Genomic DNA, 20260 nt, shown 5'->3' on the forward strand with positions numbered 1-20260 from the left:
TGAAGTTTAGGGTTAAACGAGAATGATTGTTATCTTTCTGTTACAGAGTCACGGATCATTTGACCACCACTTCCGCGCTCTGCACCTTTTTAGGCTTGATCAGGCTGAAGTCGATCAAGGCCTTTTGCTGGCGCTGGTACGGATCGCCAATCAATAGCGGACGAGGCAGGAAACTGTCGCTCACCAGGCTTTTGCTGCGATCCAGTTCCTTGAAGTCCAGCCCGGCCATGTCGGCCCAGGTGTGGATCAATTGGGAGCTGCTGTAGGGACGTTGCAGGTCGCCGGCGAAATTCCAGTCGTGGTTCTCGCGCCATTTGGGCGAGGCGTAGGCCATGAACGGAATGGTGTACATCGGCGCCGTCGGTTTGCCTTCGTTGCGCCCCAGGGTGGCGTGGCCCGCCGAGTCGAAGACGTCTTCGCCGTGGTCCGAGAGGTACAGCAGGAAGCCGTTCGGGTCCGTCTTGGCGTAGTCCTTGATCAGGCTCGACACCACAAAATCGTTGTACAGCACCGCATTGTCGTAGCTGTTGTAGGTGGGCAGCTGGGCATCACTGATCCCGGCGGGTACGCCCTGGCGATCGGTGAATTTGTCGAAGGTCGGCGGGTAGCGATATTGGTAGCTCATGTGGGTGCCCAGCAAGTGCACCACGATAAACTTGCGCTCGGCCGGGTCCGCCAGGGCCTTGGAGAAGGGCGCCAGCACGTCGCCGTCATACTGTCGGGCGTTCTGATTGCGGTTGTTGTTCAAGTACACCTGCTCGTCGGCCTGTTCGGAAAAGGTCGTGAGCATGGTGTTGCGCTTGGTCATGGTCTGCTGGTTGGTGATCCAGTAGGTCTTGTAGCCGGCCTGTTTCATCACGCTGACAATCGACGGGGTCTTGAGGTACAGGTCCGGGTTTTCTTCGTCGGCGAAGGTCAGCACCTGTTGCAGCGCTTCGATGGTGTAGGGGCGCGGGGTGATGACGTTGTCGAACACCGCCAGTTGGTCGCGCAGTTTGTCCAGTTCCGGCGTGGTGTTGCGCGGGTAGCCGTAGAGGCTCATGCGCTGGCGATTGGTGGATTCGCCGATCACCAGCACCAGCGTGGAGGGCTGGCCGGCCATGGTGTCTGTCAGCTGGGTGAGGGGCGGTATCTGGCTGGCGCTGTCGAGCATGCCCTGCATGTTGCCCAGTTGCTCGGTGTAGCGGCGGTACGCAACGATCATCTGCCACGGCACGGCCGGCTCGATGCGGGTTTCGAAGCCATCGATGGCGTGTTCCAGGCTGTCGTTGGTGGCAATCTGCTTGACCAGCGGATAACCGACCACTGCCAGCACAATCGCAACGGCCGCCAACGCCGCTTGACCGCGAGGCAGGTACACCGGGCGCAGGCGTGACCACAGGAAAACGGCCATGGCGGTGTGGGCAATGAAGGCCAGCACGATCCACCAGGCGAAGTATTGGGTGGCGTACTCGCCGGCTTCAGAGATGTTCGATTCGAACATGATGAAGATGACGCTCTGGGAAAATTCCTGCTGGTAAATGAAGAAATAACCCAGGCTGGCCATGGAACAAGCCCACAACACCACGCCGATCACCGCGGCGAGCAAGCGGGTGCGGCGCGGGAACAGCAGCACCGGCGCCAGCCACAGCGCGCTCATGAAGAAGGCTTGGCGAAAACCACTGAAACCGGACGTGCCGCTGAGTTGGATCAGCAGTTGGGTAATACCCGAGAAATACCAGAAAAACAGGAACAGCCAGCCAAGCCCGGCCCAATCAAAGCCTTTCGCAGACACGGTGCTGCGTTTGAACATCGCCATCAAGCGCTCCAACCCGGAAATTTTTCAGTCGACGCGCAGGACTGCACGCAACAGAGGCCACCCTTGCATGGGGTGGCCCTTGAGGGCGGGAGTATCGGGAGGGGCGTGTGAAAACTTTGTGAGATTTTTGTAGGCGTAATCTTACAAAGCGATGACCGGACTCAGCAGAGGGCTGGTTGCGCGCCGGACGGCTGATCCAGTTGGGCCTGGATAATGTGGGAGCGCAGGCGCATGACTTCCTGCATCAGTTGCTCACGTTCGTCCTTCAACTGGCGCAACTCATCGCGACGGATAGTGACGTAGAGGGTCTGTGGAGGACGGGTCATCTGTGCAGTGCTCATTGCTTACCTCGCAAATTGCCGGTGTGTCGCGGTGTGCCAGAACGCTTGAGTCGAGGTTCTCGGCAGCAGTCAGGAGCAATTCTGAATTCTTTTTCGCGACAAGGGAACTTTTTTATTTTGGGTGGTCGTGTGACTTTTTGTCCCGTGATGGTGAAACGATGGCAACTTTTTTCCATGAAACTACATGGATATGTGCCTGACTAACCCTCATTGGCCTCATTGCGCTATAAACTATGGCACACATTTTTTTAGTAGTAGGAGCATCAGCACATGCAACTGGGGATTATTGGACTAGGCCGCATGGGCGGGAATATTGCACGGCGCCTGATGCTCAATGGGCATACCACCGTTGTTTTCGACCGTAACGAAGCATTTGTCAAAACCTTGAGCGAGGAGGGCGCCACTGGCGTTGCCGACCTCAAGGCACTGGTCGCCGGGCTGCAAGCGCCTCGCGCCGTATGGGTCATGCTGCCTGCTGGCGCGCCCACCGAAGACACCATCAATGAGCTGAGCCATCTGCTGGAACAAGGCGATGTGATCATCGATGGGGGCAACACCAACTACAAGGACGACGTGCGTCGCGGCAAGGCCCTGGCGGAAAAGGGCCTGCACTACGTTGACGTTGGCACGTCCGGCGGCGTCTGGGGCCTGGAGCGGGGCTATTGCATGATGATCGGTGGCGACACTGAAACCGTGCAGCGCCTCGACCCGATCTTCAAGACGCTGGCGCCAGGCCTGGGCGATATCCCGCGCACCAAGGATCGCAAAGACAGCGCTGACCCGCGCGCCGAGCAAGGTTACATCCACGCCGGCCCAGCAGGTTCCGGGCACTTTGTGAAGATGATCCACAACGGCATCGAGTACGGGATGATGCAGGCCTTCGCTGAAGGCTTTGACATTCTCAAGACCAAGAACTCGGAAAACCTGCCGGAAGACCAGCGTTTCGACCTGAACGTTGCCGACATCGCCGAAGTCTGGCGCCGTGGCAGCGTGGTGTCGTCCTGGCTGCTGGACCTGACCGCCGACGCCTTGGCCACTGACCCGAAACTCGACGGTTACTCCGGCTCCGTGGCCGACAGCGGTGAAGGCCGCTGGACCATCGAAGCGGCCATGGAACAGGCCGTGCCGGTGCCGGTGCTGTCCACCTCGTTGTTCGCACGTTTCCGTTCGCGCCAGCAGAGCACCTACGGCGACAAAATGCTTTCTGCCATGCGCTTCGGCTTTGGCGGCCACGTGGAGACGTCCAAAAAATGACCGCCAACGGCACCAAGTCCAAGGCCGAACCCGCTCCACCTACCACCTTGTTTCTGTTTGGCGCCCATGGCGACCTGGTCAAGCGCCTGCTCATGCCGGCGCTCTACAACCTCAGTCGCGATGGGTTGCTGGGCGATGGCTTGCGCATTGTCGGCGTTGATCACAACGCCATCAGCGACGCCGATTTTGCCAAGAAACTCGAAGACTTCATCCGCACCGAAGCCGCGAGCAAGGTCCGGGGCAGTGGCGACGACGCCCTTGACCCGGCCTTGTGGGCGCAGTTGGCAAAAGGGATCAGTTACGTCGAGGGCGATTTCCTCGACGACAGCACCTACGCCGACATCGGTCAGAAGATCCTCGACAGTGGCACCGGTAACGCGGTGTTCTACCTGGCGACCGCACCGCGCTTCTTCAGCGACGTGGTGCAGCGCCTGGGCAGTGCCGGCCTGCTGACGGAGACCGATGACGGTTTCCGTCGCGTGGTCATCGAAAAACCCTTCGGCTCCGACCTGGCGACCGCCGAAACGCTGAATGCCAGCCTGCTCAAGGTGATGAGCGAGAAGCAGATCTATCGCATCGACCATTACCTGGGCAAGGAGACGGTGCAGAACATCCTCATCAGCCGTTTTTCCAACGTGCTGTTTGAAGCGTTCTGGAACAATCATTACATCGACCACGTGCAAATCACCGCCGCTGAAACCGTCGGCGTGGAGACACGGGGTAATTTCTTCGAAAAAACCGGCACATTGCGCGACATGGTGCCCAATCACCTGTTCCAGTTGCTGGCCATGGTGGCGATGGAGCCACCGGCGGCCTTTGGCGCGGACGCGGTGCGTGGTGAAAAAGCCAAGGTGATCGGTGCGATCCGCCCTTGGTCGCTCGAAGACGCTCGGGCCAACTCGGTACGGGGCCAGTACACCGCTGGCGAAATTGGCGGCAAGCCACTGCCCGGTTATCGTGATGAGCCCAACGTGGCGCCGGACAGCAGCACCGAGACCTTCGTTGCCCTCAAGGTGATGATCGACAACTGGCGTTGGGTTGGCGTGCCGTTCTACCTGCGCACCGGCAAGCGCATGAGCGTGCGCGACACCGAAATCGTCATCTGCTTCAAGCCGGCGCCCTATGCGCAATTCCGCGACACCGAGGTGGATGAACTCAAACCCACCTACCTGAAGATCCAGATCCAGCCCAATGAAGGCATGTGGTTCGACCTGCTGGCGAAAAAGCCCGGGCCGACCCTGGACATGGCCAATATCCAATTGGGTTTCGCCTACGAGGACTTCTTCGAGATGCAGCCGTCGACCGGATACGAAACCCTGATCTACGACTGCATGATCGGTGACCAGACCTTGTTCCAGCGTGCCGACAATATCGAAAACGGCTGGCGTGCGGTGCAGCCGTTCCTTGATGCATGGAAGGAAGATGATGGGATCCAGGCCTACAAGGCGGGTGAGGATGGACCGGCTGCGGCCGATGCCCTGTTGGCCCGCGATGGCCGTACCTGGCACACACTCGGATGAGTGACGCAGCGATTCATCCCATCCGTTTTATCCTCAGCGACGTGGACGGCACGTTGCTGCATCCCGATCACCGGCTCAGCCAGCGCACCGCCGATGCGGTGCGGGCGTTGCGCGAGGCGGGGGTGATTTTCAGCCTGGCCAGCGGGCGGCCGCCCAAGGCCATGCTGCACCTGATCGAAACCTTTGGCATCGACGTGCCGGTGGCCGGCTTCAATGGCGGTACGTTGATCAACCCCGATGGCAGCATCCTGGTTGCTCATCACCTGCCGGCGGAAGCGGCGCTGGTGACATTGGCGCTGTTCTCGGCCGAACCCGACGTTGAAGTCTGGGTGTTTGCCGATGGCGACTGGCTGCGCCGTGACCCGCCCGGGCCCATGGCCCAGCGCGAAGCTGACGGCCTGGGCTACGGCCCGGTGGTGGTGGAGAGTTTTGAGCCCTACCTGGACCGCGTCGACAAGATCGTCGCCGCCAGCAACAACACCCAATTGCTGGTGGCGCTGGAAGCCCAGTTGCAGCCCAAGGTGCAAGGTTTGGCCCAGGTTTCGCGTTCGCAACCGGTGTACTTGGACGTGACGGCGATGCTGGCCAACAAAGGTGAAGCATTGAAGACGCTGGCCGAGCACCTGGGCGTGCCCCTGGAGCAGACGGCGGCGATTGGTGACGGCGGCAACGACCCGGCGATGTTTCACGTGGCCGGCCTGTCGATTGCCATGGGGCAGGCGGAAGAAGCGGTCAAGCGCCAGGCCAGTGTGGTCACTGCCAGTAATCTGGAAGACGGTGCCGCGCAGGCGTTCGAGCGACTGATTCTCAGCGACACGCGCCTGGACTAAACAGTTACCGCGTTTGGCGTCTATCGCCTGGCAACAATGATGGTTGAACTCAACGCCCTGAATTCAGGGCGTTTCATCATCTGCCAGGTACCCTCTAATGGCCGCCGCCCCTGTTGTTACGCTATCGACTCCCTTCCTGACCTTGGCGCAGAGTCTTCGGCGCCAGTTTTCTTCGCGTCCTTCGCTGCAGGACGTGGCGGTGAACGTCTTGCAGCACAGTCTCGGCGAGCGGTACCGCTGGCTGAACATCGACTCACAGCAGCCGCTGTTGATGGAGCCGGTGTACGCCTACGATGGCCAGGGCTTCACGCTTAAAGGCCATGAAGGCCTGACGTTGGTGGATGCCTTGATCGAGCGGTGCGCCACCGAGGTATTTGTCGATTACAGCCAGGGCCAGTTCGTGGTGCGCTCCCCGGCACAGGGGGAGAATGAAAAACTCAGCGTCGATAACCGGGACCTGGAACAGGCGATCAACGAGCACGGCGCGCTGTTGATCGAACGCTACAAGGAAGCGTTGATCAGTTACTGGATGGACCATGCCGAGGATGGCAAGGTCCGTTACCTGTGGCTGGCGCAGTCGCTCAAGCACCTGTTGCTGGAAGCCTCGGCCAGCGCCGCCATCACCCATGAACAGTTGGACATGGTCGCAGAGGTGATCGGCCGCACGGTAAGGCCGGCAAACGCCACAGTACGCGCTTATATCGTCGACCACTGGGGCGAGTCCGGCGCAATGAACCAGCAAATGCTGCGTGGGCTGGTGATCGTCAAGCAACGGCAAGACACACTCATTGTCCTGCTGTTCACCCTGTCTCGCGGCATCCAGGCATTCGACTCCCTGGACGAACTGGGCGGCTGGCTGGTCAATCTGCTCAGTGACATCGCGCCCGGTCATCACATGCAGTGGCGCCTGTACGAGCCGGCGGGGGATGTTTTCCAAAGCCTGAGCCTGACCTACCTCGCCACGCAGTTGAGCGATATCCAGGCGCTGATGCCCAAGGTGCAAGCACTCGGCAATCAACAGCGCGTGCTCGAACGTGCGCTGCGTGTGGTCACCAGCGATTTCGACACGGCCCCCAGCGACAGCGAACAAATGGCCCGGTTGCGGAACGCTTTGCCGGGCTGGCTGTTGCAGGCCGACCCGGAAGATCAGCGGGTCATGAGCGACTATGTGATCGAACTGGCGCAGCACGTTCAGGCCGTTGACTGGAAACCCTTTGACCATGGGATTGTGTCGCCTGGCCAGTTCGCCTGCCAGGCCCTCGCCGCGCAGCTGGCCAAGGATTTCCCGGATAAACCACGCCTGGACCCGGATCGGATCAACCTGCAGCTCACGGTCAACGATCCTGACCCAGCTTCGCGCAGCACGCAGTTCTGGCACCTGCCGCCGCGCTATACCCAAAGCGCCTGGACCCTGACGCGGTTTGCCTGGCTTGGGGCAGGCGACATCGACCCCACGCTGCTGAGCCTCGGGGCGGTTGAACCTGAAGAGGTTGCCGTGTGGCTACAGGCCGAAGAGGCGCTCAAGGTCATTCAGAAGGTCGATGTGCGTGCGGGCTATAGCCGGCTGGTTGAGCAGAAGCTCAGGGATGACCACGCTGAAGTCCGATGGCGCAAGGCGCGGTTCATCGAGCAGGTGCGGCTGCAGCTGCCGATGCTGGCGCTGGAGTATCACCTCAAGTACCCCGCAGCGTTTTCCCGCCAGGCTTACGCCAATGTCTGCGCGGTGCTCCAGCCGAGTCGTGAAGGCGAGACCCGCACCGTGGTGTTGCGGCCCTTGGCGTTGAAGGCCACGGCCGACAGCGCGCCAGACAAGGTTGTGAACATGTTCGTGATCGGCCCGCGCGACGTGAGCGCAGGCTCCCATGTGCTGTATCGACCGATGTCTGCGGTCAAGTTCATTGAGTTCGAACGCTGGGAGGGGCTGCTCGCCACACTCATGCAGCCTGGCCCATTGCAGTACCAAGTGCTGGCCTGGTTGCCCGATTTGGCGCGTAGCCGGTACCTCAAATCACCCTTGTCGGTGCCCGGCGTCGAGGTATTTGCCGTTGTGGATTTCAATACCAGCGTATGGTCGGCGCCCAACGCCAGCCTGGCGCAGGATGAAGTCGAGGGCGATTACCTGGAGGCGCTGTTCCTGGAGACGGTCCAGGCGATGTCAGGGCGCGAAGCGACACCGCCACCGTCCGCGCTGGACGTGTTCTGGGGCTGGATCAAAGATCATTTCGGCCTCGGCCTGGCCCTCATTCTGCCGTTGCTGGGGGGGCCATATGGCAAGGCGGCAGGCTGGCTGTTGTTGGCCTGGAGCGCTTGGCAGGACATCAAGATACTGGCCACGGACGACGCACCCGGCAAGCTCGCGAGTGTCGTCGACTTGTTGCTCGCCGTTGCGCTGGTGCTGTTAAGCCGCGCGCGCGTTTCGACGACATTCGGCGTCACTGCAGCAGCCGATACCCTGGTGGATATGGCCCAGGGACTGGACCTTGAAGAGAGCTTCGAATTGCGCTGGCACGAAGCCCCCGAGTCTTTGCTCGAGGGCGCGCAAACCAGCCGCGAGACGACCGCTCAGGTGCAGTTGCCCACGGTGCACAGCGCGTCCAGCCTGGTGCGCAGTGATCCTTGTTTGGAGCGGTCGTGGAGTGGCCTGTACACCCGACTCTCAGTGATTCGCCAGGCAGAACTGGCGTTGTACAAGGTGCAAGCGGTGCCCACGGCGCGCAGGATCGATTCAGGCGCCCATCGCGGCCTGTACGGAGCAGGTCACCACTTGTATGCCAACATCGGTGGGGATTGGTTCAAGGTGCAGGACCACGGCGGTGTAGTGCATGCCATCAACGACGCTATCGCCCTGCGTGAGGGGCCGGAGGTGCAGCTCAGGGGCCAGGGCGAGTGGGTGTTTGTCGCTGAGCCGGTGCAGCTCGAGGATTTTCAGGACGCGTTGGCCCGGCAGCAGCAGCACTTGGCCCAACTGAACACCGATCAGGCTCGCCGTGAACAACTCAACAACGAGTATGCCACTGTCTCCGCCCAGTTCGAAAAGCTGACATTTACCGAAGAACGCACGCTGCAGCAGATCGGTCGGCGCATAAACGACCCCGGAATTGGGCGACAGATCGACGGCGAGTTAGCCAAGGCGCAGGCCAGCTATTGGTGCGCCATCACCCTGCTGGACGCCCTGGAAAGCCGCAGGCGCATGATGCTGGTCAAGCATTACAGCGCGTTAAACAACCGATTTTCCGCCGGGGCGGTCAAGGCGCGGCGTGCCCAGGCCGTGCTGTATGAGGCCAGGCGCCGCTTGCTGTTAAAGACCGACGACCTGCAAATGTGGCATTTTGACGCCCAGGGCATGCAGGAAACGGTACTGGACCCAACGACCTGGCAGCGTTTGGCCCCGACCTTGAGTGGATATTCGACACTCCAGGCCAGCGCTGTCGAAGCCTGCCTGGATGCCGAGCGGCGTTTCGAACAAATGAAGCAATATGGCCGGGCGGCCGATGTGGCGGTGGCACACTTGGATGTATTCGCCTGGACGGGGCGCCGCATGTCACTGAAATGGCAGGAACTGCAACTGCGCACCTTGGCGCTGTCGTGTTTCTGCGCCGGGGCCACGGTTTTCAGGGATGGGGCCTTTGACCTGATTCAAGAGGTCACCTCCCTCTGCAGCCTGAAGTTGATGAGCCTGCGTGAGCTGTTCTGCGTGGACCGATTCAGTGGCGATCAGCAGTTGAGAATGTTGAACGACGCGCTGGACACGCTGGTACTGGCGCACTCGCGCCTGTCGTATGAGTTGGGAAGCCTGCCGTCCTATATCAATGCCCAGGCGCTGGGCCGTTACCGGACCTACGTGCGCACCCTGTTCGCTCAAGTGGAAAGCCAATTGCTCGATGCCTATCGTGAGTACGAGCACGCTGGCCGCCCAACTGACGCGACCGCGTTCAACAGCGGCTCCCTGCGCCTGATAGAAGAGACCTTGCTCGGCAGGATCATTGGCAATCATCGTCAGGTTGAGGTCGATGCCTACGAACGTGTCGATGTGATGGAGCCATTCGATTATCGGCGCCTGTGGTCCTTCAAAAATGTCGAGAGCGGGGCGCAGCCGGTATGGAACGAACTCAAGGATCCCTCGCCACCGTTGCCTACGGCCCTTGCCGTCCACGAGCGGCTGGCCACCATTGGAGGGGAGGCCAGCCGGCTGTGGCGTCAGGCGGGCGAACAATACCGTCGCATTTCAAGCCTGGAGACGATTCGCCGGATGTCGCCGCTAAGGGTGCGCAGTGAATGGTTGGTCTACGCCAACAGGATGATCACGCAGCGCGATTTATTGATCGATGCGCTTCGCGACCCTCCGGCGTCGGCCAAGCATTCGGCGTTGCTGGATTTTTTCAGGAGCACCCCGGGCGCTTTATACGACGAGATCCTGGGGTTTCTCAATCAAGGATCGGTTGCACGCAATCGCATGGCGATCCAGGGCGCGCCGACGTCCGACGCGCTTTGGCTTCTATATAACGCCTGGATGATTGAGGTGGTTGAAGTGCCAGCGGCACGGCTGCTGGTGCGCGAGTTCGAGGTTCGCGAGCGTTCCAGCGGCCGCCCGCTATGGTTTGCGCGTATGCACTACAACGCCCCACATGCAAGGGATACAGGTATTCACTTCACACGTGGCACGCTCAAGCGTTACACCGAGCGGGATATCAGTTATGCGAAGTTGAAGCAGCGGGCCTCGAACAATGAACTTCTGATCAACGTCCTGCGCTCGAACATTGATCATGAAGTTGCCAAAACGGTGTTCTTTGGCGAGGCGGTAGGCCCGCTATCGTGACTTACTTAGGCATTGCCCAGGATTGCAATTGATAGCCGCCTTGACCCAGTTCGGCACGGGCCTGCAACAGCAGGTCTTCCAGTTGTGCAGGATCGGTGTAGGCGCTGGACGACAATTGTTTGCTGCCGATGCGGGTGTTGGTGCGGTCGATGACGCTCAGGCTGAGGGCGCCGTTGCCATCGTGCCAGGCCACGCACTGAAAGGGCTGGAAAGCACGGTCTGCGATCAAAAGAGCTTCGTTGATGCGGAGCGGGGCGTTCATGTCGGGTTCTCTCTCATTGCCCATTCAAGTGAGTGCCGGCGGTTGGGCTGACCGTGCGGCGGGTTACTTGTACTGATGCACGATGGCAGGGTACGGGTCACATGTTAGAGCAACATTTTTTAACTTTCCCTGATGAGCGTCATGTAAGCGATTGTTTTGAAAGCGCAATGAACGTTCGCCGCTAGTGCAACTTTCGCTACGCGCGTGGTGCAAAGATGGCTTTTTGCCCCGACTTATAGCGAAACGGTACAAGGGCCGTTTCTAGACCTTGCTAGTGTTAGCGCCAGGCGCCACAAACCATTGTTTCTAAATAACTTTACCTTTTCTGGCGCCAAGGAAATGCCATGGTCGTGACACCTGTCCAGCGCCGCTTGCTCGTGGTCGATCCGTGCGATGACTGTCATGAACTTTTACCCGGCCTGCGCACCGCCGGTTGGGAGGTGGACAACTGCGCCCTGGCAGCGGTGGGCGACCGTTCCTGTGACGTCGGCCTGCTGCGGCTCCAGCCTTATCACCTGGAACGCCCCGAAGCGGTGAAAGAGCTGATCGGCCGCAGCGGCACCGAGTGGATCGCGGTGCTCAGCCCGGATGTACTGCGTTTGCAGAACGTGGGTGACTTTGTCTGCGAATGGTTTTTCGACTTCCATACCTTGCCGTTCGATGTCGCCAGGGTGCAGGTCACCCTCGGTCGAGCCTTCGGCATGGCGCGCCTGCGGGGCAAGGGCAATATCCCGGTGGATGAGCCCGAGCACGAATTGCTGGGGGACAGCCGCCCTATCCGCGAATTGCGCAAATTGTTGTCGAAGCTGGCGCCGACCGAGTCACCGGTGTTGATCCGCGGCGACAGCGGCACCGGCAAGGAACTGGTGGCGAGGACCCTGCATCGCCAATCCCAACGCCATGCCAAGCCCTTTGTCGCAATCAATTGCGGGGCGATCCCGGAGCATTTGATCCAGTCCGAGCTGTTCGGCCACGAGAAAGGCGCGTTTACCGGCGCGCATCAGCGCAAGGTCGGGCGCATCGAAGCGGCCAATGGCGGCACCCTGTTTCTGGATGAAATCGGCGATTTGCCGATGGAGTTGCAGGCCAACCTGCTGCGCTTTCTCCAGGAAAAACAGGTCGAGCGCGTCGGTGGCAGCCAGCCCATCCCGGTGGATGTGCGGGTGTTGGCCGCCACCCATGTCGACCTCGAGGCGGCGGTGGAGAAGGGCACGTTCCGCGAAGACCTTTACTATCGCCTCAATGTGCTGCAAGTGGTCACCGCGCCACTGCGCGAACGGCATGGCGATGTGGCGATGCTGGCCAACCATTTTTCACGCTTCTACAGTCAGGAAATCGGTCGACGCCCCCGAAATTTCAGTGAAAGTGCATTGGTAGCGATGGGGCAACACCCGTGGCCGGGCAATGTGCGCGAACTGGCCAACCGTGTGCGCCGTGGCCTGGTGCTGGCCGAGGGGCGCCAGATCGAAGCCGTTGATCTGGGATTGCAGGGCGAACAGGCAATTTCGGCGCCCATGGCTACACTGGAAGACTACAAGCACCGCGCCGAACGCCAGGCGCTGTGCGATGTGCTCAACCGGCACAGCGACAACCTGAGTGTCGCCGCCCGTGTGCTGGGGGTTTCCCGGCCAACGTTCTACCGGTTGCTGCACAAACACCAGATCCGCTAGGGCGGGTAAACCGAAAAGCCCCGCAACGACCCTTATCGTTGCGGGGCTTTTCCTTTTGGCGATGGGTCGCCTTTAGAAGTAATAAGGGAATTTCAGGCTGAACGTAAAGTCCGGCGCGTCATCCGTCATGCCGATCGCCAGGTTCGGCACAATGGTCAGGTTATCCGACGCCGCGATCGTCATGCCCACGTTGAAGTAGCCGGCATTCGCATCGCTGGACACCACCGATTGCCAGTCACCGCCGTCAGGCTTGAGCTTGCTTTTGCGCTGGACCAGGTCGGAGACCGAGAACGACATGCTCATCTTCTCGTTGAGGGCGAACGCTACGCCGACGCCGAACTGAAAGCTGTCACCCAGGCGCACCTTGCCGCCGACTTTCTGGTTGACGTTGGAACTGATGTCGTCGAACGAGTCTTCAAAGTTATGGGTATAGGACAGCGAGCCGAACAGTACTGCCGGGTCGAAGGTCTTGACCAGGGAGATGCCCGGCGTGACCGACCAGACCCCGTTGCCCGTAGGCAGGCTTTCCGGCACCAACAGGTTGTCGTTGTTGGCCACCTCGATCAGCTTGATGCCGTAAGGTTCCTTGCCCGTGGGCGCCTTGACCCGCACCGAGACCACCGCATCCGGCAGGCTGTCGGTTTCGTCGAGGAACTTGTAAGCCACGCCGAAGTTGACGTCGCCGAGGGTCGGGTCGCGTTTTACCGTGGCTTCGGAAGTCATGGTGCCGCTGTTGTTGGCGCCGCCCGACTGGTAAGTGGTCTCGCGGTACACCACCGGCACGTTCACGTCGAACTGCCAGCGATTGTCGACGTTGTAGCGACCGGTAAGGTCCAGGGTCCAGTTGTCGGCCTTGATTCGGTCCAGGTTGATGTTACCCAGGAAGATCGAGTCCAGCGCCAGGAAACCGTTGAGGGTCAACTGCCGCGCATCGTAACGGGCGTAACTGATGCCGGTTTCGAAGCTGAACTTGCCATCGCCGAAGAACCCGCTGGCCTCGTTGTACAGGTTGCTCACACTTTGCGCCGGGGCTGAGTCGTCCTTGAGGCTTTGCCCGTAGGAACTGCCACCGCCGGCACCGCCAGACGCCGCGGCGGCGCCAACACCGGCTGAACCGGCCACCGTGGTACTGCCTTTGTTGAAGTCTGCGGGGGATTTGGCCAAGCGTTTAGGGGGCGGCGCCGCGGGTTGGTCTTCGACCTGGCGGACCCGTTGCTCCAGCACGGCCAGGGCTTTTTGCTGCACTTCATAGCGCTGCTTGAGCTCCAGCAATTCCTGTTTCAGCGTTTCGATATCGCTGTCCGGCGCGGCATACAGCATGGAGGCCGGCAGCAGCGTACTCAAACAAACCACGGCACGTAACGATAACGATCGATGCATGAAGTCAGCCGTCCCTTTTTATTGCGAAAGTGTCGTGGCTCAGCGTAGTTCAATAACCGACGTTGCGTAGTCCCTTGAGTTGATCGAGATTGAGGTTCTGAGTGATGTTGTTCAAACCGTTGTTACCCAGCACCACGTTGAGTTGGGTGAGGTTGCTGACCAGGTTGCTGTTGCCTTGAATGACGGTGCCTTGGAGCACATTGCCGCCACCGATGTTCTGCACCACATTGCCCTGGTTGTTATTGGCCTGGATCGCCATTTGCAGCCCACCGTTCTTGGCGGAAATGCTCACCTGGCCTGCGCCGCTTTCACCGGTGATGGTGTCGCCGGCCACCAGTGCCTTGCCCGACTGTACGTAATTGGCCGGTGCAAGGCCGTTTTTGGTCACGTTGATGTCCACGCCGTTGGTGGCCGTGTTGCCGTCGCCGGCCGCGCGAACGCTCTGAGTCACACCCTGGCCGCTGCCCAGGCCTGCGCCACCGACGACCGTGCCGGTGCCGGTGGTCGGCGTCGTGCCGTTGCCCGTTGTGCTGGTGGTGGTGACATAGAATTGCGGCGTGATGGTGCTGGAGTCCATCTGCATGCTGGCCTTGCCGGTAATGCTGTCGCCGGCGGCGTTGGTCCAGGTGCTGCTCATGACCAGGCCAAAGCTGATGATGCGCCCGGGCATCACATAGCGCCCGCGCAATTCAGCCATTTCCGCGTCCTTGAGCTCGATAGGCTTGAAGGCCGATGACGCATAAGCGGGCATTGAGGCTGCCAGGCACATGACCGTCAGCCAACGGTAAGTGTTCATCGTCTGCTCCTGGAGCGTCCTGCTCCTTATGGCGCTTCTCGCTAGAAGAAGTCGCTTTGAATGAAACCAAAGTCCATCAGCTCGCTGTCGCGCACTGGCGTGAACGTGTTCAATTGGTTCGAGGCGGTCAACGGCGTGGGTGGGGAGAGCAGGGCATTGGTCTTGTCATAGCCTTCACCCAATACGGCAAAGACGATGCCGTTCCAGCCCTTGACGAAGTCAGCCTGGGCGTAGCGCTTATGGCCGAGGACGGGGTCGCCGATATAGACCCAGTCCTTGTCGGAGCGCTGCAACACCACGAAATGCTTGTAGCCACGGATTTCCTGGAGGACTACCACCGGGACTTTCACCGTCATCAGCACTTCGGGGGTAATTCGGTAACCCCGGGCACGCATGCCGATACTTTCCAGGTAGCGTTTCATGTCCAGCATCGAAAAGCCCTGGGTGCGCACCAGATCCTGGTCGGCGTTGATCAACATGCCCTTGATGACATGGTCTTCGTCCACATCCATCCAATAGGCTTGCCGCAGGATGGTCGCCAGCGCGGCGGCGCCACAGCTGAAATCGGTTTTCTGTTCCACCAGGTTGGAGAACTTGCGTTCGCGGATGCTTTCGACCTTCTTGTAGATCAACCCACCGCCGGGCATGACCACGGCCATTTGCCCTGCCCAGGTCGGGCCGGTGAGTGCAAGCAGAAGGAGGGCGGCAACGAGGCGCATGATCGTATGACCTGTTGGACACTGGAATGAGAAAGGGCCTTGTTGCCAAGGCCCTGTCAGGATCAGAAGCGAGTGATTGCTACGTTGTTCTGACCTTGGTTGCCGCTACCCGCTGCAACGTTGGAACCCACGATGCCCGTGGCGCTGTTGAACGAGTTGTTGACGCTGGCGTTGTTGGTCACTGGAGTGGACTTCCAGCCTTTGCCAGTGCTGCTGAGGTTGAGCGTCAGGTTGCTGGTGACTTCCTGCGAAGCGTTGATGGTGGAAGCACCACCTTTACCGTCGCCAGCGTTGATGGCAACGCTGTTGCTGCCTTGGTTGGAGGTGCCGGCGGCCACGTTGGACTGACCGATACCCGAGCCGTTGTTGAAGCTGTCATTGACCGACGCGTTGTTCTCGGTGGCTTTGTTGAGCACAACGTTGCCGTAGTTGACTTGAGCCGAGTTGACGGTGGCGAACACGAAGTCTGCGTCACCGGCGGTGATGGCGACGTCGTTTTTGCCTTGGTTGTTGTCACCGGCCTGGCTGTTGCTGCCGGCAATGCCAGAGTAGTCGCGGAACGACCCGTTGACCGATGCGTTGTTTTCGGTCTTGTCGTTGATCACGGCGTTGCCGTGGTTGCTTTGACCGTCATTCACGGTGGCGGCAGACGAAGTAGGTTGTGGTTTGTAAGGTTTGTAGCCATCCGCTTGAGCCGCAACAGCCATGAGAGCAGCGAGAGCGAAAGCCAGTGGTTTAAGAGCCATTGTAGTTTTCATGGTGTTTCTCCGTGCTTCTATTAGTTGGTTAAGTGTTGGAACGGTCTAGCTTTTGGGCTCAACTCCATCAGTTGAGCCGCAGGTTCAGGGTGTTAGCCACTCGGTTCCCCACCCCGGCGCTCTGGTTGACCTGTACCACTCCACGGCTGCCGGTGAAGGCCTGGTCGCTGGTAACGACCTGGCGGCTGCCAGTGGCAGGGGTCAACCCTGAGTCTGTTGCAAGCGCAACGTTCTGTTGCGACATGACACTGTCGTCGATGCTCTGCGGGCCAGCGTTGACGCTGATCCGCACGGCATTGATCATTTGGTTCTGAGCGCCGGCGGACTGGTTGATACTCACCACACCGTTGCCGTTGCTGAAAGAATTGCCCTGAATCGCTGCCTTCGCATTCGTGGCGCGTTCGGCGGGGGCACCGCTGATTTTCTGAGTGACCGAGACGTTCGCCTGGGCGTTGCGGCCAACCGCGATGGCGACGTAATTGCTCAGCTGCTGGTGGTCGCCGCCGGCCTGGTTGATCATCACTACACCGTTGTACTGTTTGCCCGAATTATCGATAGTCGCGTCATTGTTGCTGTCGGCCATCGCCACGCTGCAGCCCAGCACTGCCAGAAGCATCCAGGAATGATTCATCTCAACGCCCTCCGACCAGGCTGCCGATATTGTTCAGCGGCGCAAGGCCACTGGAGACGGCGCTGTTGACCGTGCCAGCGATGCTGCTGCCACCGCCGCCGTGACCGGCAGCTGCGCCTGTGCCCAGGCCAATGCCCGCGCCGTTGTTGTCAAAGCCCGGAAGCTGTCCGCCTGGAAGGATGTTGCGAGTGATCGCGGCACCGCTGCTGACGGCTGCAATGTCGTGATCGTTGAGTTCAAAGCTGGCCGCACGCTGGATCTGCGCGGCGGGATTGGTTTGGGCGGTGGTAGGGTTTGGGTCGGAGCCGGCAGTGCGTCCCCACATGTGGCCGCGCACTGCCCGGTCAATCACGATTGTGCCGTCGCCTGCTGCGAGCACGGGAAGGCTCACGCTGGTACTCAGTACACAGCTGATCAGCAGAAGGCTCAGTGAGCCTGAAGTGTGAATAGCCACGGCGTGCTTCCTTCTTCTTCGCGCTGACCCTAAACAGCGCTGTCAGGGATAGAGCAGAAGGCGTGCCGCTTTTGAATTGTGTCGGTAATTCAACGGGTTGAAAAAAGTCGTGGGCAAAGTGATGGCATTGTTGTTTCAGCCACGAGACAGGCCATCAGTAAGGCCGCCACTGCCAGCCACTGCGCAATCGCTTCACCTGCCTGTATCAGCGACTTAACACCTGCCATGACAAAACGATGAACCCGCAGCAGGCGGGCGCCTCAGGGGGTGTGGCTGTTAAAAAAATGGACACCGCGCACGCAAGAACGCCCATGCCGGACGGCGGGGACTCAGCCTTTCGGGGATTTGCGCGGGATGGAATTGAGAACGGGGTTGCCGTCCTGGTTCTGCGTCAGGTAGACCGGCAGAACCTTGGGCAAGGAGGGAATGAGGTTGCCGACCTCACTGATGTTGTAGATGCCGCCGATGCGAATCTGCCCGGTACCCGCATCAGCAAGCAGCGCCGGTTTGCGCAGGTAGCGGTTGATCAGCGGCAACGCATCGGCCAGGGTCAGGTTGTCGAGGACCAGCTTGCCCTGGCGCCAGGCGAGGGCCGTGTCGTCCGGTTTCATCACGCGCACCCGGGGCGTGGCGTCACCTTGCCGATAACTGGCCTGCATGCCAGGCGTGAGTGGCACGCTGCCGTGCACCTGGTCGCTGGAAATCTGCACCGAGCCCTCGAGCAGCATCACACGCACCTGGTCTTCATATTTCCAGACGTTGAACTGGGTGCCCGTTACCCGGACCTGGCCCTCGCCGGCGCGCACGATGAAAGGGTGCGCGCTGTCGTGACTGACCTTGAAGAAGGCTTCGCCATGCTTCAAGGTCACTTGGCGGCGGTCCTTGTAATGGCTGTAGACCAGCTCGGTGCCGAGGTTGAGTTCGACCTGGCTGCCGTCTCCCAGAGTGACCCGTGTGAGTCCATCGGACGCCTGGAAACGCTCATAAGCGTTGGGCAGCCAGCCCGCTTCCCAGCCGGTAAACGCGGCGACGGGCAGGGCGGCCAGGCAAATGGCCGCCGCCACGGCATAGCTGCGCAGGTGACTGCGCGGCTTCAGGGGCAAGACTGCGGCGGGAGCCGGCTCAGTACGGGGCAGGTGGTCAGCGACGTCCCAGATTTCCAGCATGGCCGCGTATTCGAACGCATGCAGCGGGTGCGAATCGTGCCAGTGCGTAAAAGCCTCACGCTCAGCCGCCGTGCAGTCACTCGCGTGCAGGCGCATGCACCAATGCGCTGCGGCGTCGGTGATCGCGTCATAGTCGGCTTCTGAAATGGACTTTTCGCTCATTGACTCATCCTGATTTCCCACATTCTAACCTCCCGGGGCGGACGGCGAGAACAGCCATCATGGCAATTGCACATCAATTGGAACTTATTCTTGTTTAAAAGCGCCTAAATTTTTCAGGACATTCTCACAATGGAGTACGAACATGTTGAAGAAAAGCTTAGTCGCCCTGTGTGCAACCACTGCTCTGCTCAGCGCAGGCGCCGCGCTGGCCGATAAACCGGGCGCGGGCTGGATCCCGATTGAAAAAGCCATCGAAGTGGCCAAGACCAAGGCTGGCTACATCGAAGTCTATGCCGCTGAAGCAGACGACAATGGTTATTGGGAGGTCAAGGGCCGCAAGTCCGATGGCACCGTGTATGAAGCCCGCATCGATGGCGCCTCGGGCAATATCCTGCGCGACCAGAAAGACTGATGTATCCCGTGGGAGCCTGCTCAGGCTCCCATATCCAGCGAACGGCCAACCTGCGTTATCAGGTAGGTGATCGAGTCTGCATTGGCCAGTATCGTGGCGATGCGTTTATCAGCATCCGTCATGAATATCTGTCGCGCATCGGCCAGGTTCTTCGCGCCGGTGGCCTCGAGAATCTTGCGTTTGATCGACTTTGTACTCTTACTCGTTCCAACGTCCTCCCACGCAGGTATCCATTCATTCCATGTCTTGAACAGCAGGCTGGCCGGTGTCAGCACCGATAGCGCGGTGTCGCGCAGGTTCACCAGGTCGGTCTTCATTTTTGGCGCTCCCTGAACCCCCAAGTTGATCAGGTCATGGAAGGGACGCATGCTGTCCAGGTAGGCAATGTCTTCGGTCTGGCATTTCAAATGCGACACTTCATGGATCAGTACGGCCGCCCGGGCGTGGGCAACGACGTCGAACGGCGTGGTCAGACGATTTACGTAGTCGTCCATCGGAGGGGCAAAAAACGGGTTGAGCAGGTAGATTTTCTGCTCGGCGTCATCCGGTAGAATAAAGGCAAATGTGCTCTCACTGGCCAGACGTGCGGTGCCACACACAAAGCGCATCGAGTCCGGTCGGGTAAGCGTGTGGTTGACCAGTTCGCCGAGCACTTCGTCCAGGCAGTCCTCGATCTTTTGCAGTTGCTCTGCCGTCAGCGTCAATACACCGAACAGTTCGGTGAAGAAGCGGCCTATTCGGCTGTTTGGATCGCGGATTTTTGCAAAATTGAGCACGTTGCGTTTACACGTGACCGCGTAATAGGTCGCGACATTCAGGGCTTCATTGATCACCTGAGCTTTCCAACTGGATAGCCCGGCGATTTCCCGCATGCCGACCGCTTCTATATTCATGGCCTGTCGCTCGCCTAGGCGGGTCAAGTACCGTGCGTTGTAGCGCGAGAGTGTCTTGCCATAGCACGGGTTGTGACGATCAAGGTCCATTACCCATTGGCCTGTTGCATTGCGGCGCACGTAGGGCCCGATCAGCTCAAGGGTGGCCAGACGCCAATGGACCCCAGCCTGACGCACCGGATAGACCTTTCCAGCCACGGGCACATACAGCCGGTGGCTTTTTGTGTCCTCATACACTTGAGTCACGGGCTTCAGGGTGAGTTGGTTCAAGTCGACGTCGTGTACCTCCAGGGGCTGCAGGCAGGTTCGGGCGATGTGAGTGACGTCCAAGGTGGCGAGGGTGGTGGCGGGTGCCGCGGGGTCGGCCTCCCACTCGGCTGCTCGCTCCGATGGCGGGG

The 20260-nt window shown here is 60.0% G+C and carries 16 protein-coding genes and 1 pseudogene; 6 read left to right on the forward strand and 11 right to left on the reverse strand.

Annotated elements, in window-relative coordinates; genetic code table 11:
- Positions 1-55 precede the first annotated feature (55 nt).
- Both CQ041_RS24865 and CQ041_RS26265 read right to left on the reverse strand, forming a co-directional pair.
- Positions 56-1798, reverse strand: a complete 1743-nt coding sequence (locus CQ041_RS24865; protein ID WP_105525078.1) for a phosphoethanolamine transferase CptA — start codon at positions 1796-1798, stop codon at positions 56-58.
- A gap of 161 nt (positions 1799-1959) precedes the next feature.
- Positions 1960-2139 (reverse strand): DUF6026 family protein, encoded by a 180-nt coding sequence (locus CQ041_RS26265; protein ID WP_146116096.1) that lies wholly within the window; start codon positions 2137-2139, stop codon positions 1960-1962.
- 270 nt (positions 2140-2409) lie between these two features.
- Here CQ041_RS26265 and gnd point away from each other — a divergent pair, with 270 nt between their 5' ends.
- The 4 genes from gnd (at position 2410) to CQ041_RS24885 (ending at position 10559) form a co-directional block, all read left to right on the forward strand.
- Complete coding sequence (gene gnd, locus CQ041_RS24870; protein WP_105525079.1) at positions 2410-3393, forward strand: phosphogluconate dehydrogenase (NAD(+)-dependent, decarboxylating); 984 nt, start codon at positions 2410-2412, stop codon at positions 3391-3393.
- Positions 3390-4913, forward strand: coding sequence for a glucose-6-phosphate dehydrogenase (gene zwf / locus CQ041_RS24875; RefSeq protein WP_105525080.1), 1524 nt, complete (start codon positions 3390-3392; stop codon positions 4911-4913). Before gnd ends, zwf begins: the two co-directional genes overlap by 4 nt.
- Entirely contained in the window at positions 4910-5743 is an 834-nt protein-coding gene (locus CQ041_RS24880; protein ID WP_105525081.1) for an HAD family hydrolase, read from the forward strand. Before zwf ends, CQ041_RS24880 begins: the two co-directional genes overlap by 4 nt.
- Positions 5744-5840: 97 nt before the next feature.
- Complete coding sequence (locus tag CQ041_RS24885; RefSeq protein ID WP_146116097.1) at positions 5841-10559, forward strand: dermonecrotic toxin domain-containing protein; 4719 nt, start codon at positions 5841-5843, stop codon at positions 10557-10559.
- A 1-nt stretch (position 10560) separates the two neighbouring features.
- On the opposite strand, the gene CQ041_RS24890 is transcribed toward CQ041_RS24885, so the two are convergent.
- Complete coding sequence (locus CQ041_RS24890) at positions 10561-10821, reverse strand: hypothetical protein (RefSeq protein WP_105525083.1); 261 nt, start codon at positions 10819-10821, stop codon at positions 10561-10563.
- Between the two features lie 344 nt (positions 10822-11165).
- Here CQ041_RS24890 and CQ041_RS24895 point away from each other — a divergent pair, with 344 nt between their 5' ends.
- Positions 11166-12491 carry a sigma-54 dependent transcriptional regulator gene (locus tag CQ041_RS24895; protein WP_105525084.1) on the forward strand — a complete coding sequence of 442 codons (1326 nt, stop codon included), beginning with the start codon at positions 11166-11168 and terminating at the stop codon, positions 12489-12491.
- 72 nt (positions 12492-12563) lie between these two features.
- On the opposite strand, the gene CQ041_RS24900 is transcribed toward CQ041_RS24895, so the two are convergent.
- The 7 genes from CQ041_RS24900 to CQ041_RS24930 form a co-directional block, all read right to left on the reverse strand.
- Complete coding sequence (locus CQ041_RS24900) at positions 12564-13871, reverse strand: hypothetical protein (RefSeq protein ID WP_105525085.1); 1308 nt, start codon at positions 13869-13871, stop codon at positions 12564-12566.
- A 49-nt stretch (positions 13872-13920) separates the two neighbouring features.
- Positions 13921-14667: a hypothetical protein gene (locus CQ041_RS24905; RefSeq protein WP_105525086.1), complete on the reverse strand. Its 747-nt coding sequence runs from the start codon at positions 14665-14667 to the stop codon at positions 13921-13923.
- A 41-nt stretch (positions 14668-14708) separates the two neighbouring features.
- Entirely contained in the window at positions 14709-15386 is a 678-nt protein-coding gene (locus CQ041_RS24910) for a C39 family peptidase (RefSeq protein WP_105525087.1), read from the reverse strand.
- A 62-nt stretch (positions 15387-15448) separates the two neighbouring features.
- Positions 15449-16093 (reverse strand): heme utilization protein, encoded by a 645-nt coding sequence (locus tag CQ041_RS24915; RefSeq protein ID WP_240995203.1) that lies wholly within the window; start codon positions 16091-16093, stop codon positions 15449-15451.
- Positions 16094-16211: 118 nt separating this feature from the next.
- Positions 16212-16775, reverse strand: coding sequence for an adhesin (locus tag CQ041_RS24920; RefSeq protein ID WP_105525089.1), 564 nt, complete (start codon positions 16773-16775; stop codon positions 16212-16214).
- A 1-nt stretch (position 16776) separates the two neighbouring features.
- Positions 16777-17229 carry a hypothetical protein gene (locus CQ041_RS24925; RefSeq protein WP_105525090.1) on the reverse strand — a complete coding sequence of 151 codons (453 nt, stop codon included), beginning with the start codon at positions 17227-17229 and terminating at the stop codon, positions 16777-16779.
- A gap of 329 nt (positions 17230-17558) precedes the next feature.
- A complete protein-coding gene (locus CQ041_RS24930) occupies positions 17559-18557 on the reverse strand; it encodes a FecR family protein (RefSeq protein ID WP_105525091.1) in 999 nt (332 codons plus the stop codon).
- Positions 18558-18699: 142 nt separating this feature from the next.
- Between CQ041_RS24930 and CQ041_RS24935 the strand changes: the two genes are divergently transcribed.
- Positions 18700-18969, forward strand: coding sequence for a PepSY domain-containing protein (locus CQ041_RS24935; RefSeq protein ID WP_105525092.1), 270 nt, complete (start codon positions 18700-18702; stop codon positions 18967-18969).
- A gap of 20 nt (positions 18970-18989) precedes the next feature.
- On the opposite strand, the pseudogene CQ041_RS24940 reads toward CQ041_RS24935, so the two are convergent.
- A pseudogene (locus tag CQ041_RS24940) lies at positions 18990-20260 on the reverse strand (hypothetical protein); the annotation flags it as partial.

It is taken from the genome of Pseudomonas sp. MYb60, from assembly GCF_002979555.1.
Lineage (GTDB): Bacteria > Pseudomonadota > Gammaproteobacteria > Pseudomonadales > Pseudomonadaceae > Aquipseudomonas.